The organism is Levilactobacillus muriae (assembly GCF_045862015.1).
In the GTDB taxonomy this organism is placed as follows: Bacteria; Bacillota; Bacilli; order Lactobacillales; family Lactobacillaceae; genus Levilactobacillus; species Levilactobacillus muriae.
Map to the genome: position 1 here is coordinate 1 of NZ_BAAFRU010000017.1, position 18139 is coordinate 18139.

Consider the following 18139-nt stretch of genomic DNA (forward strand, 5'->3'; position numbering starts at 1 on the left):
TCTTATAGTGTGGTGGCGATAGCCTAAAGGATACACCCGTTCCCATGCCGAACACGGAAGTTAAGCTTTAGCACGCCGATAGTAGTTGGGGGATCGCCCCCTGCGAGGATAGGACGTTGCCACGCGATTATTCCGGCATAGCTCAGTTGGTAGAGCACCTGACTGTTAATCAGGTTGTCGACGGTTCGAGCCCGCCTGCCGGAGCTTAATAATGGAGAGTTGTCCGAGTGGCTGAAGGAGCAGCATTGGAAATGCTGTAAACGGGTACTAACCTGTTTCGAGGGTTCGAATCCCTCACTCTCCGTTTCTAAAGTATGACCCGTTGGTCAAGTGGTTTAAGACACCGCCCTTTCACGGCGGTAACATGGGTTCGAATCCCGTACGGGTCATTGCAACAATTAACATGGAGGATTAGCTCAGTTGGGAGAGCGTCTGCCTTACAAGCAGAGGGTCACAGGTTCGAGCCCTGTATCCTCCATATAACATAATACATTATGGTCCGTTGGTCTAGTTGGTTAGGACGCCTCCCTGTCACGGAGGAGATCACGAGTTCGAGTCTCGTACGGACCGTTGTTATGTTATTAATAATTTAATACACAACAAACATATTACATGATGGTATGGCTCGGTAGCTCAGTTGGTAGAGCAATGGATTGAAGCTCCATGTGTCGGCGGTTCGATTCCGTCCCGCGCCATTTATGGTGGGGTAGCGAAGTCTGGCTAAACGCGGCGGACTGTAAATCCGCTCCTTCGGGTTCGGTGGTTCGAATCCACTCCCCACCATCATTATAGGGATATAGTTCAATGGTAGAACAACGGTCTCCAAAACCGTCGATGTGGGTTCAACTCCTACTATCCCTGTTTGTAATGTGATGGCGGTATTGGTGAAGTGGTTAACACACCGGATTGTGGTTCCGGCACGCGTGGGTTCGATTCCCACATACCGCCCTTAGATTGGGCATCTTGAATTATCTTTAGCTGTTCCAATCAGATTGGATAGGCGATTATGGTGGTATAGCCAAGTGGTAAGGCAGAGGTCTGCAAAACCTTCATCGTCGGTTCAAATCCGATTACCACCTTTGACTGGGTGTATCCAATCAATATTTTTTTGCCGGAGTGGCGGAACTGGCAGACGCGCTGGACTCAAAATCCAGTGACCGTTGAGGTCGTGTGGGTTCGAACCCCACCTCCGGTATCACAATGAACACGTTCGGTTTTCATAAAAGTAACGACAAGTACTGTTAATTCAGGCTTGTCGTTTTTTTATATTTAAATTTGGTGAGAGATGTTTATACCGTATTCCGCAAGAAAGGTGATCATCGCGGCCGGTTTCGAACGGTTTTGGACTGGAGTCAGCAGACATAAGAAATGGGAAATCTTGAGTTAGTGAGTAAGAAGACTTAGAAGGCCCCAGAATAGTGAACCTGAATAAAGCTTCGTTGCGCGTCAATTGGATTGGCTGCCACTGATAAGTGGTGTTTTACTGGAGCTGGATGCCTCTCAGACGCGCTACAGCAGCTCGTTCGTCTGAGGAAGAGGACTTCTTATACGTACGAGAAGCTAGACGCGACAGGGTTAACAACTATAAAACGGCCTCCATCATGCTGGCAAAGCATGGGGCGTAATACTAGTCTCATGCTTTACAACAAGCCGCAGGCCAGCAAATTTAGCAGTTACGGTCAAGTACAGCAACGTCCAGCAGCTGAAATCAATGACGAGAACGTGTATGAGAATCGTTTAGTACGTTATCATCAGCTGAGCAGGGGTCCCTGTCATAACCTCAGTGTTGGGTCAATCCAGGTTAACGGACACGTCACTAGGTGGATAATGTCTTATTTAAAACTAAATAATCTATTGACGGTGACTCTGAAGACTGGTTAGATCACGTGCAACATTAAGGCTCCTCAGATGCAAAATAACTGGGTCTTCAAGCAAGGCCATCCCCAAACCCAATAGTCGGGTCAATCGGCTGGTAGCGGCCGTTAAACGCTATCTGGTCGTGTCGTATCGCTATGTTGGTGTTGGTCGTGATGCTTTGACAAGTTGGACTGCGCCCCATTCGTTGATCAGGTTTACTTGGACGTCTAACGCTATACTATCGGTGACCTGATCGGTGTCCAGTTGAAACTCGGCAAGTACGTGGTCGTCGGCAAAGTGAAGAAGGGCGACCGGCGTTTCTGGTAGATTGTCGTGTAGACCGACGCCTACCACGATGCTATAGCGATTGGACACAGCAAGCCAATCGAGGAGCTGGAAAAGCGGGGCATGTCTCCCAAATCAGAAAACGTCATCCATAATTTGCGAGTCAAATAAACGGGACACGAATAACCAGTTCACACAAACGCGGAAAGTGCCGTTGTATGGACTGGCTATTTTGCCCCCGAGCGCACAATTTTTTTGCATGGTTGAGGGGAGATAAAGTATCTGGGATGTAGCAGATATACCCGAAACCTTATAGGGGACTCAGAATGCGGGCAATAAAAAAATCCTAGCTGGACAGGCTAGGATTTCGTAGATTATTAAGAAAGTTGTTGAAGCTAGAATGATTAGCCTTCGTAGGCGTCTTGTAAGCCGACCTTGTCTTGATGGTCGATGGAAGCGTAACGGTCGGAAGCATACATCACACTGGACTTGTCACCCGAGTGGCTCAAGCCTAAAGCATGGCCAATTTCATGGGTAGCAACGTTGGTCCGTTGATTCTTGGTGTAACCGTACTTAGTTAAGAGGCTACGGTTCAACGTGGATTGAGCGGAAACAATTTGGTTGTTGTCGCTCTTCTTTAAGTAGGAGTAGTTCGTGTAACCGGCTAACTTACCGCTCTTGGTGCTTAATGATTCGGAAGAGGTTAAGGTGATGTCAGCCTTTTCACCGCTCTTAGCAGCCTTTAACTGAACCACACCAACCTTGTTCCAACGCTTAACGGCGTTTTGCCAAACACTCTTGTAGTAAGAAGAAGAATTGCTAGTTTTGTAAGTAATGGTGGTGGCGTTCCAGCTGCCCCATGAAGGTGTTGGTCTATTTGCGGATGCAAGGATCGTGATGCTTAAACTTGTGAGGGTCAAGACGATGGTGGCGATTACTAAAACTGTCCATTTAACAACTTTCTTTAACATTTGAATAACCTACTTTCTTAATTCCCGAACTTTTCGCAATTCGGTTGTGTCATACCTTATTGACTATCGTTAGTATAAAGCGGGTCATTGATTAGTTGTTGTGGCACAATGGTGAGTATGGATAGTTTCCACGGGACAATATTGTGGAAGTGGATATAAACGGTCAAAAAAACCCAGCAACACCGCGAAAAGCGTTACACATCAGGCGTTGTGGCCACTTGAAAGATTACGCCTAAATGGCTACTCGCCAACTTTAAAGGGCAACAAAAAAGACTGGATAAGGTAGAACACCTTCGGAAAGGGTCCTTTATCCAGTCTTTTTAAAAGTATATTTATAATGGAAGTTTAACGAACATTCAGTGGTAACACTTTCCCTATTATGGGGTAATTAGCGATATTTCACGGCTGTCCCATAAGCCGCTACGGATTGCATGTCCGTGCCAATGGAACCGGAATCAAAGCGCATCATAACGACGGCGTCTGCCCCCATATCGATGGCGTTTTGACGCAGTCGCTCAATCGCGATGTTTCGCGACTCATTCAACATGTTGGTATAATCTTTGATTTCCCCACCAACGACGTTTTTTAGGGAAGCGCCGATGTTCCGCATGATATTCTTGGACTGCGTGGTCAGGCCAAAGACTTCACCTAAAACCTCGTAATCTTGTCCGGGAATCTTTTCAGTTGTTGTGACTAGAATTTCTGCCATAATATACATCCTCCTCAGTTGGGTTACCCTTAATATACCGGTGTTAGCCGATGAATACAACTTTACGGCCGGGGAGAATGGCGGCAGTCAACTTTCAAAACTTTACCGACGGATTTTGACCTAATTTGCACTGGTAAAACTGCATGAATAGGCGATATTTGGCTGTATATTCAGCGCTAGAGTCTGTTTCTCACCTTTTGCAGTTTAAAATTTTGCATATAACTGAGATCAGTGTATTAATACTGGCTGACTTGACAATGCTATTAGCTGTTAATCAGAAAAACCACATGTTAAGCTGTGGTTTGTGGAGACCTAATAAGAGGTACCACCCTAAGGAGAAAGCATGACGACAGAAGGTAGAAAATCACGACGCCCCCTGGAAGCACTCACAAACGAGACACTGAATCAGCCATTATCACAGAGTCAACGTGACCAGATCGATACTTTCTTAGCTGCTGAAAGGGCCCATCATGAGGCCGTGATTGCGTTGGAGCGGTCGTTACACGCACCACTCGCGAATTACCATGATCAGCGGTTGTTTTATCAGGATGTAAGTGACTTAACGCACTTTCGCCGAAACTTCTTCACGCGGATCGGACGGTTCCTCAAAAAATCCGTTGCGGCAACGTATCAACTGGAGTTTTGGGATCGTGATTCTCATCAGAAATATTGTTTTCCTCAACACGAGCTGTCACGCGCCGATGCTTGCGATATCAAGACGGGAACTGCAGTCGAAACGCTTACGTACGTGCAATTGGGTTATAAAATGCGGCGCACATATGATATTCAGAATCATCACCTCTACCAGGCTAAGATACAGTTCTATGTTGAAGGCCAGCCCTGTGACATGGTTGACGGTCTAATGCTCCTTCAGCAGCGCTTAGAGAGCCGCTCAGTGTGGCTCAAGGCCGCCATTCTTCATATCAAGGACTTCACATAATCAAGTGACGAGACATCTGCTACGAACGGTGGCAGATACATACAACTTGGAAGCAAGGACATAAATAGGGGCAAAGAAAAATCCAACCGCAAGTACCTTGCAGGTTGGATTCATTAGTTAGCTGACGACTGGGCAGCTAGGATGGTCGCTAATTTACGTTTAGTCGCACCAACTTCGCCGCGTAGCAGTGCTGTGTGATTGACTGGGATAATGTTTGCCATGCTGCGTTGATGGCCGCTGGCGTTTAAAATATGCTCATCCACGACATAAATGGTTGCGGGATCGACAACGAGATCCCAGTGATGTTCAGCGTGAACGGATTGTGGCGATAGGGCAAGTGCGGTGATCAAGCTCTGACAAAAGCGATCGATCAAGGCAGCGTCCACAATGGTATTACCCGTTAACGTTGGCTGAAACTTACCACTTAGGATGTCACCGATCACTTTGATTTCAGGCATAAGGGTTCCTCCAATTTCAATGATGCCCCATTCTAACACGAGAATTGGTGGAGGTGGACCGATTGCTTACGAGCTTAGCGAAACTTTAAAATTACGCAACTAAATATTACTTTACCGATGATTTAATCGAAAATCAGTAGGCCCAAGATCAGCTGAACGACGCTGGTTGTGACCAGTCGGTAGTGTTCATTGATTTTGGGTTGAAGCCACCAGTAAGCTAGTGCTAGTATGGCAGCAAGGAAAACCTGCCACGAGAAGCCCAGCGTCAGCAGCGCCAGGATCAAGATGGTGGGGGTGATCAGTGTCCAGCGCCAATCACGCTCCCCGGTTAGATAGTAGGGTTCGAAGAAGACCAGATAGCTAGCAACTAATGGCACCATTGGCATTAAAAATTGCATCGCCAGGTAGTGATTGCGCAGGAAGAACAAGATCACGGGAACCCCACAGCCAGCCAAGAAGCTGAAGACGACGAGACCATAAGCGGATTGCAATCCTAATTGGGGAACGCACGCCAGAACAAGAAAGACACACAGCAGGATAGCAAATAATTGGAGCAGGTGGTCATGGGGCGCAGCCAATAAGCCTAGAGTGGCCGCTGCGACCACGAGAATTGGGCCAATGTGCGACTGGAAATGGCGCTTGAGGATCAAGAAATAGCCAGCAGCCACGAGTATCCCGTATCCGCCGAGATAGACCTTAACATTAGTGGCTAAGGGCGTTCCCGTTGCGGCGGTCGACCCTGCGACCCACCAAAGCAGATTTTGAAAAAAGGTAAAAACAAATAATTGTTGTACCGTCTTATTTTTTAAGAAGGCCATGATTGTGGTCATGGAATCGCTCCATTTCAACTGATTTAGTCTTATCCTTTATAATAGATATTGTTTTGACCCTGGTCAATCATTCTTTGCAAAAAAATGGCAAGGTTTCTTTTATCCCTCATTAATATATGTTAGAATGCTTAAGTTATGAGTCAATTCCCGATAGGATTCACGAACTCAGTGAAGCTGCCTTGTAACCGACTGGCGCGAGATTATCGGTCAACTCGCCGTCAACACTATCTAGGGGGAATATCCATTGCAAGAAAGACATTTATTTACGTCGGAATCCGTTTCAGAGGGACATCCAGATAAAATTGCTGACCAAATCAGTGACGCCATCTTAGACGCCTTACTGGCTCAGGATCCGGATTCACGGGTTGCCTGCGAGACCTCCGTTACGACTGGCTTGGTGCTGGTCTTCGGTGAAATCTCTACCAAGGCATACGTGGACATCCAAAAGGTCGTTCGCCAAACCATTAAGGAAATTGGGTACACGGACGGTCAGTACGGTTTTGACGGCGACAACTGTGCCGTCCTCGTCGCTATCGATGAACAATCGCCCGACATTGCGCAAGGGGTCGATGACTCCTACGAAACGCGTGAAGGTGATGAAGATCCACTGGACAAGATCGGTGCTGGTGACCAAGGCTTGATGTTTGGTTATGCTATCGATGAGACACCAGAATTGATGCCTCTTCCCATCACGCTGAGTCACGCTTTGATGCGTCGGATTGCCAGCTTGCGGAAGATGGGCACCATTGATTATTTACGGCCAGATGCGAAGGCGGAAGTCACCGTTGAATACGACGATGAGGGGAAGCCATTGCGGGTCGATACGGTCGTCTTGAGTACACAACACGATCCGGACGTGACATTAGACCAAATTCGTCAAGATGTCATCGATCAAGTGGTTAAGGAAGTCATTCCCGCCCACTTGTTAGACGACAAGACGAAGTACTTTATCAACCCAACTGGTCGTTTCGTCATTGGGGGCCCTCAAGGGGATGCCGGTTTGACGGGACGGAAAATCATCGTCGACACGTACGGTGGTGCTGCTCACCATGGTGGTGGGGCCTTCTCTGGGAAGGATGCCACGAAGGTGGACCGTTCAGCAAGCTATGCTGCGCGGTACATCGCCAAGAACATTGTGGCTGCCAAGTTGGCAACGGAATGTGAAGTCCAGATTGCTTACGCGATTGGTGTAGCGGAACCCGTTTCGGTTTCTATCAACACGTTTGGTACAGGGGTCGTTACGGAAAGCAAATTATCTGCGGCCGTTCGTCAACTCTTTGATTTACGTCCAGCCGGCATCATCAAGATGCTCGACTTAAAGCGGCCAATCTACAAGCAAACTGCCGCATACGGCCACTTTGGGCGGACCGACATCGATTTACCTTGGGAACATACCGACAAGGTCGATGCGTTGAAAGCTGCTTGCAAATAGGCACCATGTTTAAATTCTTAAAATAAAATCCCATCGGTTCGGTATTTCACCGGCTGATGGGATTTTTGCGTTCGGTTGATGGGACCATAAATTGTCGATTTTGGTTGCAGGGAGACCTAACTAAAGACATGTGGTGATATGTCTTTAGTTAGACTACAAGGACCAGTTTAAGATGGATGTTGCAATCCACCAAGTGAGACCGCCCCCGATAATTAGACCAACTAGGGCACTTAACGTCAGGACGATGACCTGATGTGTATGAGTTGGTGCGGCTTGTGGCGCGGGCTGATGATTGAGATAAGCATTGATTTGACGAAAGGTTTTTAGTTGGAGCCGCTGACTCAAGTAGATCAGATAAGCGGCCAGAATTAGGCCAACTGTGGTCAAAGCAGCAATGGCCATAACGGTCGGTACCATAGGCAGCCAATGCAACCCAATGAATAGACCATAAACCAAGATCAGACAAACGATAGCGCCGGTGATCACTAACTTTAAATGATGCTGGTGTGTCTGTGATTGTATTGTCTTCAAATCTTCCTTAACGAGTTCATCGACAGTCACGTGGTAAAGGTTTGCCAGTAAAATCAAGCTTTTAATATCTGGATAAGTCCGACCGTTTTCCCAGTTTGAAATTGTTTGTCGGGAAAGATATAAATGGTCGGCCAAATCGGTTTGGGTCCAATGCTGCTGTTTCCGGTGACTAATGAGTGCTGCTTGCAATTTTAGATGTTCCATGAAATCCTCTTCCAATTAGTATAAGCATGACATATCATTCGAGATTTGTCTGCCAAAAGTCTTTGACATTGCCGTAAATGCAAGGATTTAAAATAGTTATGACTAATTTCAGGCTGGAAACAGACGTCGTAATTGTAAATGAACCCTCTCGACGGGTGCACTAGATTTATTTTCGTCAGGGGTTGTATTTTCACAAGTGACCCGTGATAATATAAGATATTACTGTGTCAAACAGGATTTGGGAAGTAGCGCTGTTGGCTACTCAGTTTCGTTGCGTGGTGGGGCCCAACGGTAGGAGGAAATTATGAAACAAACAAATGTTAAGGTCGTCACCATCGCCGTCTTTGTGGCCACCTTCATGTCTGCCGTTGAGGGGACAATCGTGTCAACTGCCATGCCCACCATTGTTGGTGATTTACGGGGAGTTTCCCTGATGAACTGGGTCTTCTCGATCTTCTTACTGACGAGTGCCATTGCCACGCCCATCTATGGTAAATTGGCTGATACTGTTGGCCGGAAATTGGTCTTTCTTGTTGGGCTCTTCATCTTCGTTCTGGGATCTACGTTATCAGGGATGTCTCACAGCATGGAGACTCTGATTGCTTGGCGTGCCCTGCAAGGTATCGGGGCAGGCGCTATCATGCCCGTATCATTTACGATTCTTGCTGATATTTATCCCGTCGAGCAGCGCGCTAGAGTCATGGGCCTCAATGGGTCTGCCTGGGGGATTGCGGCGGTTGTCGCCCCCTTATTAGGGGGATTCATCGTCGATCAATTGAGCTGGCATTGGATCTTCTTCATCAATATTCCAATCGGCATCGTGACCATGGGGTTAATCTGGTTCTTTCTCAATGAAAAGACCGAGCGTAAGGCGTTTACCATGGATTGGGCCGGCTGTATCTGGCTGTCTGTGGGGCTCCTGGCCGTCATGCTGACGTTTCAGCTACTTGGTGAAGGGGACCTCAACGTCATGTGGGTTATTGGCGGCCTAATCGTTGCTGTGGTTGCCTTCTGGGCATTTGTTCACCGAGAAAAGCGGACGGATGATCCCTTGATTCCCATGGAATTATTTAGCAATCGAACTTTTGTGGTCCAAAATTTAATTGCCGCGATGTTAAGTGGTTTTATCATGGGATTTGAAGTGTATCTCCCAACTTGGACGCAGGGCCTGTTGGGATTGAAGGCCTCCGAGGCGGGGTTCGCGATTACGCCCAGCTCTCTAATGTGGATCGTGGGGTCCTTTATTGCCGGTAAATTATTGATGAAACGTTCCCCGTATCAAATTGTTAATATTAGTCTGACATTGGTGTTGATCGGGGCAGTCATCATGGCCGTTGTTCCCGCAACCACGCCATTCTGGAGTTTCTTTGTCATCGCCGCCATCTGTGGGACCGGTTTTGGGATTACGATTACTACCACGACCGTGACAGTACAGAGTAAGGTTCCAGTGGCTGAGATTGGAGTGGCAACATCTTTCAATACTTTAGCACGTACGCTGGGACAGACCGTTATGGTTTCCGTCTTGGGGATCGTGATGAATGTGGTCATGGCCCGTGGTGTTGCCAGTCATTCTGGTACCAGCATGGCGATGATGAATAAGTTAATTAACCCACAAACGGCCAAGAACCTCCCAGCCCACTTGTTGCCTACGTTACATGGTATTCTATATCAAGGGCTACACCTGATTTTTATCGTGGGCGCCTGCCTGATTGTGGTTTCATTCTTGGTCAACTTACTCGACCGCCGAGGCACGCAGAGCTTGAGTGACCATCAAGCGTAAATATTCCCGTTTTAAGCTTAGGTACGGTATAATAGTTCTAAATGACCGAGAGTGGAGGCGAAGAAAATGTTTGAAAATAATCATTCACGTTACGCCAGTTACGGTACCGTTGCGGCCTTGCCCGGCGACATGATCGACGCCGTTTGGGATATCATCGACCAAGACCTCCAAGGGGTATTCCCACTGGAGAATCTACTGACGTTTAAGCTGCATAATAACAATGGGACGACTACGTTTGAATACGTTCAATTGGATGAAGATGATCACCCAGGAGCCCTCAGTGCGGGGTTCGATACGGATTTCGCTTATGCTCCCGAACTCCCAGATACTGTCTTGGCCTACGATGATGGTGACAGCCAGATTATCCTGCTGCCATCCGAGACGGCGGACCATTAAATTAAAAAAACTCCTACAAACCATCTCTGGCTTGGGGGAGTTTTTTGTCAATTTAGACCGTTGCGTCGGTCCGAATGTCTTTTAAGGCGTCATCAATTTGACGCAAGACAAGCTCAGTATTACCTGGTTGATCCAAGTCGTACTTCTGTAAGTCAATCTTGATCTTAGGACTGATGTCGTAGTCGGCAAACCAACCTTGGTAAGCCGTCCACATCTTCTTGTAGTAAGATTCCAATTCAGGATTATTGTCGAATTGTTCGTAGTCCCGACCACGCTTCTTGATACGGTGAAGAATGGTGTCGAAGTCGGCGTCAGCGTAAACTAATAAATCTGGTGCCTTCTTTGGGAGTTCATTCAGTTCGGTCATCATGTTGTCAAGGAGTTGTAAGTAAACCTCGAGTTCGGTGTCCGTAATGTTCCCTTCAGCGTTGTTTTCTCGCGTGAACAGGGCGTCTTCATAGATTGAACGGTCGAGGACGTTGTTGTCGTCCGCGAGGGCACGTTTGATCATACTAAACCGCTTGTTCAGGAAGTAGATCTGTAGCAAGAAACCATATTGCTTTGGGTCCCGGTAGTAGAGTGGTAACACCGGGTTATCACCGACCGGTTCGAAGAATGCTTGCGTATTTAAGTGTGATGCGATTTTTCCAGTTAGGGTCGTTTTGCCGACCCCGATCATTCCAGCTGTAATTATCACCATGATAGCCCCTCTTTTATTAGAAATACAAGATATAGTGTACCATAAAATGACTGACTACTACATCTGCCGGGAAGAAAATTTTTCGCCATTTCCAGTACTTTGGTCATTGTTGTATAATGAAACCGTTGGTATTAGTGGATTAGGAGGTTGATTAAATGTATCAAGCAATCGTCTTTTTTGACTTGGATGGGACGTTATTTGACGACAACAAGAATGTTTTACCGACAAGTGTCGCAGCCATTCAAGAAATGCAACAACATCATATTTTACCAGTTATTGCGACTGGAAGAAACATTTTTGAAATTCAATATGTCTTGGATGCCACGGGAATCGATGCTGTGGTCAGTGCGAACGGTAGTTACGTGCAGTATCAGGGCAAGAAATTAACCGCGGCCGTGATCGACCAGAAGACGTTGGCGGCCATCACGGCTTTCGCCAAGGCGCAAGGTGATCCGCTGGGGTATTTCAACAATCAGGGATTTCGCCTGAGTCAAGCCAATCAAGATACGACCGATAACTTTAAATTATTGCGGTTAGACGCGCAGGTCGCCCCCACATGGTATCAGTCTCAGGACATTAACTTCCTGAATGTCTTCAATCGCGACAAAGAGAAAATTTACCAAGAAAAATTTGCGGGCACGTTATCTTTCGTGCGGAACAATCCGCGGGCACTGGATACCATGCAGACGGGTGTCACCAAACAGACGGGAATTCGGACATTCCTGAGAGAAGCCGGTCTCGACAAGATCAAAACCTATGCCTTCGGGGATGGCCTAAACGACTTGCAGATGTTTGACGAGGTCGATATTCCGATTGCCATGGGCAACGGCGTCTTCCAGGCTAAGAATAAGGCGGCGTACGTCACGGATGGCAATATGGATGACGGTATCGTGAAGGGTCTGCGCCATTACGGCTTGATCCAATAAGGCAGATGACCAGTCTTGTTAGTATAGCGTATTTCGTTTGGGGAAAACAGTTCAAAAATACAGGCGATAGTCAGTTAGTTCACTCACCGTTGCGGTGGGGAATGGCGGGTGTCGTCTTTTTATTATCTTATTTATGAGAGCCTAAATTTTTCTAAAGTTACTAGAAAGGATGTAACAAACTCGCCATTTCCTTCATTAGTGATCAGTAGGGGTAATCAAAAACGCCACTATTCCGTGATTGGGAACAGTAGCGTTATGCGTTAATTTGTCGTTTTTCAGGTTCTAAAACCGGTGCTATGGTGCGCGCCGTTACCAGTATAATTGGGTTAGTCTAATTTCTTAGCAATGTTAGCCAACGTCACGTCTGCCGTGTCCGCGAAGACCATGTCGGCTGCACCTAATTCAGTGGCATCACCGATACCGAGGGAGACCTCATTAGCTGCATTGATGGCTTGGACACCGGCAGCAGCATCCTCGACCCCAATACATTGTTCGGGCGGTAAGTTTAACAGTTGCGCACCCTTGGTGTAGATCTCAGGGTCTGGCTTGCCGTGGGTCAGGCTAGCTGGGTTAACGACTTTTGGGAAGTAGTCGGCTAATTGGAGCTTGTCCAGCACGCGAGGGGCGTTCTTGGAAGCAGATGCCAAGGATAACTGGTAGCCCTTAGCCCGCAGATCGTCTAGGAAAGCTTTCATCCCCGGGAGAATGTTGGCAGGTGTCATCTTGTCGACCTCGGCCACGTAGTTCGTGTTCTTCTTGGTGGCCAATTCTTCCTTTTGAGCCTGGGTGTAATCGTGTTCCTTACCCCCAGCTTTTAAGATCATTTCCAGCGAGTCCATCCGGCTAATGCCCTTGAGGCCGTTAGCAAGCTCTTCACTCCAGGCCACATCGAGGTAGTCGGCCAGTTGGTGCCAGGCAGTACCGTGCAAGACGGAAGTATCGGTGATGACCCCGTCCAAGTCGAAAACGAATCCTTTAATATCAGCAAATTTTGTCATTGCGAAACACTCCTTAATATGAAATGGTTGCGGGTTGTTGCGGTTTTAGTGAAACTTCGTGTTGACCAATGGTTAGTGTGGCAGTATGGTCGGCGGTTACCGTAACTTGACGGTGGTCGATCTCAAAGGTGTAGCGGATGTCCCGAACCAGCTGATGAAAACGAATGGCCTGCCAGTTTTCTGGCAAGCGGGGGTTCACTGTGAGCTGGGGTGCGAGGACATCGACACCAGCATAGTGCCGCGTGGACATCAGGGTAACGGCGCCCATGACACCGAGGTGGATGCCTTCGGCAGTGGTGCCGCCTTGAATGTCGTAATAGTCGGACAGCAGGGCCTGTGAGAAGAGTTTCCACGACTGGTCCATGTTCCCAGCCATCGCGGTCAAAACGGCGTAGACGATGCGTGAGAGGGTGGAACCGTGGGTCGTCCGGTCGAGGTAGAACTGTAGATTCGTCATCAGTGCCTGCTGCGGTAAGTCATAACCCAGTTGTTTGAGCAGGCCCATGACAGCCGCAGCATCCAAGCTGTAGAAGGCCATCAAGGCATCGGCCTGTTTAGCGACCTGGTAGGCATCGGGCGTCTTGCCCTCGGCCTTTAAGATCCGGTCCATTCGGGAGATGTCGCCGTACTTCTTCTGGTACTTGCTAAAGTCTAGGCGAGGGAGCTTAAAGTAACCCTCAAATTGCCCGATGATGCCGTCCGGACTGATATCTAGCTTAAGGTGGTGACTCACATCAGCGACCTTCTTTGTTACATCCTGGTCAAAGCCAGTCTTCTGATCGACGGCTGTCACCTGTGCCTGTGGTAAGGATTGCCGCAGATCGGTCAACTGGTTGAAAAGCCAGGTGACCATCAGATTGGTGTAGGCGTTATTAGCCAGACCAGTTGACTCAGAGTTGGGATAATTCTCGTGAAATTCGTCGGGGCCCATGACCTGATCGATCGTGTAACGGTTGGTCTTCGTATCCAACTTGGCCTTGCTGAGCCAGAACCGTGAGATCTCCTCCAACATTTCTAAACCATAGTTGGCCATAAAGTCCGTGTCACCGGTAATGTGGGTGTACATGATCACGTTGTAGGCGACGGCCAATGAGACGTGGCGTTGCAACGAGGAGTAGTCCGGGTCCCAGGTGTTGGTCAGGGGGTTCAAGTGAACCACTTGTGACTGTTCGTCGCCGACCTCACCGGATTGCCACGGGTACATGGCGCCAGCAAATTCCGCGTCTTTAGCGTTCTGCTTGGCTGCTGGCAGTCGTCGGTAACGATACATCAGGAGTTGCTTGGCGAGTTGCGGATCGTGAAGCGCGTAAACGGGAAGATCAAACATTTCATCCCAGAAGACGTGCCCCCGGTAAGCTTCGCCATCGAGGCCTCTGGCGTTGACGGATGCATCAATCTTGCCGGAAGCGATGGCTTGCGCCGAGGAGAACAGGTGATAGAGATTGACCCGCGTTAATTTTTGCGCGGTAATGTCACCGGTGATCTGAATATCGGCGCCGGCCCACCGTTGTTGCCAGTAAGCGGTCGAGCTGGCCAGGGTGTTAGCAAAGTTAGCTTGTTGGAGGTCGGCTGTGGCGGTCGTCATGAGGTCCGTTTTGGTTTCGCGGCTGGTGAACAGCACCACATTTTTTTCAAAGGTATAGGTTTGGTTAGGTTGGACGGCAACCGAGCGCATTTGCTGGATGTGTTGTTCGGCATTCGGCCGGGTGTCGACTGGGGCATCGAGCGCTTTACCGGGACCAACGAGTTGGGAACCAAAGATAAAGTTGACCTTGGAGGCTTTGGTTTGACCTTCCAAGTAGATTGTGTCGGGTTGTTGACCGGTGCCAGTCACCTTGATGTGATGTTGATCGAAGGCGGCGTAACGGTCAACGTTGCTGTTGATAACGCTACCATCAATTTCTGAATAGATTTGCAGGGTGCCCGCAAAGTTGAGGGGGGTCACACTGTAGCGGATGCCGAGGCGATGCCAGTCTTTCATATTGGCGAGCTTCGTTGTTTTGATTTGTAAACTGTGGCCGGTGGGCAGTTGAACCAACATAGTCGTTGACAGGGCACCGGTGTGTAGGTCGAGACTACGATAGATGTCCTGAATGTCGCTGGCCTTGATCTGAAATGGATTCTGATGGTCAACACCAAAGGTTAGCGCCTGCGCATTAGGCAGGTTGACTAGATCTTCATTCGTAACTTGGCGACCGTTAATATTGGTCGACAGTTGATCATAGAGACCCGCGGTGTACATGCCGGGATAGTTGTCGTGATCGGCATGGGCTTCGGTGTAGGCACCTCGTAGGCCAAAGAACCCGTTGCCCACGGTGAGCATAGCCTCTTGCCCGTAGTTCCGTTTTCCTTGATATTGGCCGTAATAGTCGAGGTGCCAACTCAGGTAGTTGCGTTTAGCGGTAAGCGCCGCATTTAAACCCTGGTCAGCAATGGCCTGACTGCTGACAACGGGGATGTTGAGCATGTTAGTGATGGCGAGTCCGATGTCGATCCGTTGGTGATTGATGCCGACGACAGTATCGGAGAAGGGGTAGCTCAGTGCATTGTCGATGACGGCAGCGTCCACATCGAGACCCGCTAACTTCAGTCGTAAATTTTCCAAATTTTCGCCGATAGCTTGATCCGAATTGTAGGCAATCGTAAATTGCCGCTGGGCAGCGGGTTGGCCGGCCGGCGAGTAACTCACCTGCAAGGAATCATCTAAAACGTGTAATGTAATTATTTTCAAGCTTGATCGTCGTCCTTTCTGCTAAAACTTAGCGTATTCTTCACTATTTATCTTAGATTACCGGCTGACAATAAGCAATTAATTCCCCTTGAATTCGCTAAAATTGGGGTGAGGTAAAACGCTAAAACGGCGCTATTGCAAGCGATTGCACGATTTGAATTCTTCACCATTGGTTCGACCAATTACACTTATAAATGGCATCAAAATTATTTTCGATAAGTTGGCAGAAACGTGGTAAGCTTTTGGTATTGAACTTGTGAAGGGAGCTAACGCTGGTGAAAGTGTTAACGATGATCCTAATTATCCTAGCGACCGGTCTCATTATTGGAGGTACCCTCTGGGGGGTGCTGGCGTGGGCCTTGGTTGGTTGGCTAAAAGTTGTGGTCGGATTTGGTGGCATGCTGCTGGCAACGGTCGTCAATTTCTTCTTGTACTGGACGTTGTGGCCGCACCGACCATTTGAAGATGACGATGACTAGGGAATCCCCTAGAAGATGTGACGCTTAAAAATAGGCACAAAAAAAAGCCATTACGATAAGTCGCAATGGCCAAAGAGTAAGGTTACAACATAATTGGGGGATTATGTTGTAAAAATTTCATCTACTTTGGGGGAGTAAAATGAAATCTGTCTGTTGAATGAGGACAGAAGCCTCACGCGTAAGTTGAACCTTAGTTCAAACTTACCCGCAAACCTATAGTACCGCAGAATACGAAAAAATGCCATTAAAAAATAAATATTCGGAAAAATTTTTGCGGTTTTTAATAGGATGCGATAAACGGTGGTAGCCTAGACGGGTTACGGGTTTGTTCGGCAAAAAAACAAAGAGATAGAGGGAATGATAACGTGCAAATTAAACAGCAACCAGTTAGCTATTGGAATTTTGGATGGGTCCTGATTATGATTGTCGTGACGTCAGTGGTTCAGATTCCGCTAAACTTTATGGCGCACGGTACCACACTGCAACGGGGACTGTGGGCAGCCGGCTACCTAGTCGGCTTTGCCGTGGCGATTGCGTTGGGTGCTTGGATCTTTCAGCGGGTGCATCCCGTTCACTGGCAACGGTTGACACGTGAGGACTGGCAGTTAATGGTCAAGGGATACGTGTTCATTATTGTCACGGAAATTATCCTGAACGTGGTCAATAACGTTTTCTTTGGCGAAACTAGTACGAAGAATAACACCTTGATTGCTGATATCATGGGGCATAGCACGTTGACACTGGTGATGCTTAGCCTGACAGCCGTGTTGGCTTCACCTTTTCTGGAGGAACTGACTTTTCGGGGAATCCTCGTCGGCGGGTGTTTCCCGGCCAAGATGTTCTGGGTGCCGGTCATTGCCAGTGGGGTCATTTTTTCGTTGGTCCACCAGAGTGATAATATCATTAGCTGGCTGGTCTATGCACTGATGGGCGGCACGTTCGCCTACATTTACCGGAAGACGGACAAGCTCCAGACGACAATTATTCTGCATGGGTTTAACAATCTCATTGCAGTGGCCGCGATGATTGCAACGCTGCGCTAGGGAAAGGAATTCATTGTAAAGTCACGTAAATTAGCTAATGAATACGACAAAAAAGGCCAACGCACTCGTAAATGGGGGCGTTGGTCTTCTTTAATTAACTTTATCGACTTCTTTTGTAATGAGTCGTTCGTTGCTGACCGTATCGAGCTGTTGTTTGACGGTCACCAGCTCAGTCATCATCGAATCAATTTCTTTTGACGACATCCCAAGCAACGTTTGACATTGACCAATTCGTGAGTAGACTTCATCACGCTTGGTTGTGGCCATTTCAGTCAAATGAATCAGGACTTGCCTTTCGTCGGTTTGACTCCGAACCCGAGTGACCCAGCCTTGCTTTTCGAGTCGCTTCAGTAACGGCGTCAACGTGCCACTGTCTAATTCCAAGCGTTCGCCAAGTTGGTGAACAGTCAGAGGGGCTCTTTCCCACAGAACAAGCATTGCGATGTACTGGGGATAGGTTAAGCCAAAGGGCGCTAAAGCACTCTGGTAAAAATGATTGAATTTCTTGCTGGCCGAATAGATTGAAAAACATAACTGTTCATCCAACAATACGGGGTTAACGTCTGCCATCGTATTGGCCTCCTTTCGTTTACTTTCCAGTGTATTGTATACAATTAAATTGCCGCTGGCAAGTAAAATACCTCAGCCTGCTCGTCACGAGCCCATTTTGGTCACGTGAACAATCAAAATGAGAGGCAATCTGGTTAAAATGTAACATCATGATAATTATATAGCATATCCATAGATAAATACAGCGATTGTTGATAAATTTAGCCTTAGTCCACTTTCAAAATTCAGGGGAGTGGTCAGTTCGTAAAGGGTATACGTGATTGTGGCGAGCATCTGACGTCAACTTAAAAGGGAAACGA

The 18139-nt window shown here is 47.9% G+C and carries 17 protein-coding genes, 11 tRNA genes, 1 rRNA gene and 1 riboswitch; of the genes, 19 read left to right on the forward strand and 10 right to left on the reverse strand.

The window, feature by feature from the left end; genetic code table 11:
• Window positions 1-8 precede the first annotated feature (8 nt).
• From rrf to ACKTSF_RS11225, 12 genes are all read left to right on the forward strand, one after another.
• Window positions 9-125, forward strand: a 5S ribosomal RNA gene (gene rrf, locus ACKTSF_RS11170).
• A gap of 6 nt (window positions 126-131) precedes the next feature.
• A tRNA-Asn gene (locus ACKTSF_RS11175) sits at window positions 132-204 on the forward strand.
• Between the two features lie 9 nt (window positions 205-213).
• Window positions 214-304: transfer RNA gene (locus ACKTSF_RS11180), tRNA-Ser, on the forward strand.
• Between the two features lie 12 nt (window positions 305-316).
• Window positions 317-389: transfer RNA gene (locus ACKTSF_RS11185), tRNA-Glu, on the forward strand.
• A gap of 16 nt (window positions 390-405) precedes the next feature.
• Window positions 406-478, forward strand: a tRNA-Val gene (locus ACKTSF_RS11190).
• Window positions 479-496: 18 nt separating this feature from the next.
• A tRNA-Asp gene (locus ACKTSF_RS11195) sits at window positions 497-570 on the forward strand.
• Window positions 571-622: 52 nt separating this feature from the next.
• Window positions 623-695, forward strand: a tRNA-Phe gene (locus ACKTSF_RS11200).
• A gap of 5 nt (window positions 696-700) precedes the next feature.
• Window positions 701-783, forward strand: a tRNA-Tyr gene (locus ACKTSF_RS11205).
• A 7-nt stretch (window positions 784-790) separates the two neighbouring features.
• Window positions 791-861 (forward strand) — tRNA-Trp (locus ACKTSF_RS11210).
• A 14-nt stretch (window positions 862-875) separates the two neighbouring features.
• Window positions 876-948: transfer RNA gene (locus ACKTSF_RS11215), tRNA-His, on the forward strand.
• Window positions 949-1008: 60 nt separating this feature from the next.
• Window positions 1009-1079: transfer RNA gene (locus ACKTSF_RS11220), tRNA-Cys, on the forward strand.
• A gap of 31 nt (window positions 1080-1110) precedes the next feature.
• Window positions 1111-1195, forward strand: a tRNA-Leu gene (locus ACKTSF_RS11225).
• 815 nt (window positions 1196-2010) lie between these two features.
• On the opposite strand, the gene ACKTSF_RS11230 is transcribed toward ACKTSF_RS11225, so the two are convergent.
• From ACKTSF_RS11230 to ACKTSF_RS11240, 3 genes are all read right to left on the reverse strand, one after another.
• Window positions 2011-2232 carry a hypothetical protein gene (locus ACKTSF_RS11230; RefSeq protein WP_407889467.1) on the reverse strand — a complete coding sequence of 74 codons (222 nt, stop codon included), beginning with the start codon at window positions 2230-2232 and terminating at the stop codon, window positions 2011-2013.
• Between the two features lie 314 nt (window positions 2233-2546).
• Complete coding sequence (locus ACKTSF_RS11235; RefSeq protein ID WP_407889469.1) at window positions 2547-3113, reverse strand: matrixin family metalloprotease; 567 nt, start codon at window positions 3111-3113, stop codon at window positions 2547-2549.
• A 388-nt stretch (window positions 3114-3501) separates the two neighbouring features.
• Entirely contained in the window at window positions 3502-3822 is a 321-nt protein-coding gene (locus ACKTSF_RS11240) for a heavy metal-binding domain-containing protein (protein ID WP_407889471.1), read from the reverse strand.
• Between the two features lie 343 nt (window positions 3823-4165).
• Here ACKTSF_RS11240 and ACKTSF_RS11245 point away from each other — a divergent pair, with 343 nt between their 5' ends.
• Window positions 4166-4762 (forward strand): hypothetical protein, encoded by a 597-nt coding sequence (locus ACKTSF_RS11245; RefSeq protein ID WP_407889473.1) that lies wholly within the window; start codon window positions 4166-4168, stop codon window positions 4760-4762.
• A 113-nt stretch (window positions 4763-4875) separates the two neighbouring features.
• On the opposite strand, the gene ACKTSF_RS11250 is transcribed toward ACKTSF_RS11245, so the two are convergent.
• Together ACKTSF_RS11250 and ACKTSF_RS11255 are read right to left on the reverse strand one after the other, a co-directional pair.
• On the reverse strand, window positions 4876-5220 hold the full coding sequence (locus tag ACKTSF_RS11250; RefSeq protein ID WP_407889475.1) for a hypothetical protein: 345 nt from the start codon (window positions 5218-5220) through the stop codon (window positions 4876-4878).
• A gap of 122 nt (window positions 5221-5342) precedes the next feature.
• Entirely contained in the window at window positions 5343-6050 is a 708-nt protein-coding gene (locus ACKTSF_RS11255; RefSeq protein WP_407889477.1) for a hypothetical protein, read from the reverse strand.
• A gap of 128 nt (window positions 6051-6178) precedes the next feature.
• A riboswitch (SMK box riboswitch) is annotated at window positions 6179-6297 on the forward strand.
• Here ACKTSF_RS11255 and metK point away from each other — a divergent pair.
• On the forward strand, window positions 6295-7482 hold the full coding sequence (gene metK / locus ACKTSF_RS11260; RefSeq protein ID WP_407889479.1) for a methionine adenosyltransferase: 1188 nt from the start codon (window positions 6295-6297) through the stop codon (window positions 7480-7482). It overlaps the preceding riboswitch by 3 nt.
• Before the next feature lie 153 nt (window positions 7483-7635).
• On the opposite strand, the gene ACKTSF_RS11265 is transcribed toward metK, so the two are convergent.
• A complete protein-coding gene (locus tag ACKTSF_RS11265; protein WP_407889481.1) occupies window positions 7636-8217 on the reverse strand; it encodes a helix-turn-helix transcriptional regulator in 582 nt (193 codons plus the stop codon).
• 304 nt (window positions 8218-8521) lie between these two features.
• On the opposite strand from ACKTSF_RS11265, the gene ACKTSF_RS11270 reads away from it, so the two are divergent.
• Together ACKTSF_RS11270 and ACKTSF_RS11275 are read left to right on the forward strand one after the other, a co-directional pair.
• The gene (locus tag ACKTSF_RS11270) at window positions 8522-9997 is read left to right on the forward strand and encodes an MDR family MFS transporter (RefSeq protein WP_407889483.1); all 1476 of its coding nucleotides are present in this window, start codon (window positions 8522-8524) and stop codon (window positions 9995-9997) included.
• 66 nt (window positions 9998-10063) lie between these two features.
• Entirely contained in the window at window positions 10064-10393 is a 330-nt protein-coding gene (locus tag ACKTSF_RS11275) for a DUF960 domain-containing protein (protein ID WP_407889484.1), read from the forward strand.
• A 52-nt stretch (window positions 10394-10445) separates the two neighbouring features.
• Here the strand turns inward: ACKTSF_RS11275 and ACKTSF_RS11280 are convergent, their stop codons facing one another.
• Entirely contained in the window at window positions 10446-11093 is a 648-nt protein-coding gene (locus ACKTSF_RS11280; protein WP_407889486.1) for a deoxynucleoside kinase, read from the reverse strand.
• A 155-nt stretch (window positions 11094-11248) separates the two neighbouring features.
• Between ACKTSF_RS11280 and ACKTSF_RS11285 the strand changes: the two genes are divergently transcribed.
• The gene (locus ACKTSF_RS11285; protein WP_407889488.1) at window positions 11249-12019 is read left to right on the forward strand and encodes a Cof-type HAD-IIB family hydrolase; all 771 of its coding nucleotides are present in this window, start codon (window positions 11249-11251) and stop codon (window positions 12017-12019) included.
• A 326-nt stretch (window positions 12020-12345) separates the two neighbouring features.
• Here the strand turns inward: ACKTSF_RS11285 and pgmB are convergent, their stop codons facing one another.
• Together pgmB and ACKTSF_RS11295 are read right to left on the reverse strand one after the other, a co-directional pair.
• Entirely contained in the window at window positions 12346-13017 is a 672-nt protein-coding gene (gene pgmB, locus ACKTSF_RS11290; RefSeq protein WP_407889490.1) for a beta-phosphoglucomutase, read from the reverse strand.
• Window positions 13018-13030: 13 nt separating this feature from the next.
• Complete coding sequence (locus ACKTSF_RS11295; protein ID WP_407889492.1) at window positions 13031-15748, reverse strand: glycoside hydrolase family 65 protein; 2718 nt, start codon at window positions 15746-15748, stop codon at window positions 13031-13033.
• Window positions 15749-16023: 275 nt separating this feature from the next.
• On the opposite strand from ACKTSF_RS11295, the gene ACKTSF_RS11300 reads away from it, so the two are divergent.
• Both ACKTSF_RS11300 and ACKTSF_RS11305 read left to right on the forward strand, forming a co-directional pair.
• A complete protein-coding gene (locus ACKTSF_RS11300; RefSeq protein ID WP_407889494.1) occupies window positions 16024-16227 on the forward strand; it encodes a hypothetical protein in 204 nt (67 codons plus the stop codon).
• A 365-nt stretch (window positions 16228-16592) separates the two neighbouring features.
• A complete protein-coding gene (locus ACKTSF_RS11305) occupies window positions 16593-17270 on the forward strand; it encodes a CPBP family intramembrane glutamic endopeptidase (RefSeq protein ID WP_407889496.1) in 678 nt (225 codons plus the stop codon).
• Window positions 17271-17360: 90 nt separating this feature from the next.
• On the opposite strand, the gene ACKTSF_RS11310 is transcribed toward ACKTSF_RS11305, so the two are convergent.
• Window positions 17361-17840: a MarR family winged helix-turn-helix transcriptional regulator gene (locus ACKTSF_RS11310; protein WP_407889498.1), complete on the reverse strand. Its 480-nt coding sequence runs from the start codon at window positions 17838-17840 to the stop codon at window positions 17361-17363.
• Window positions 17841-18139 lie beyond the last annotated feature (299 nt).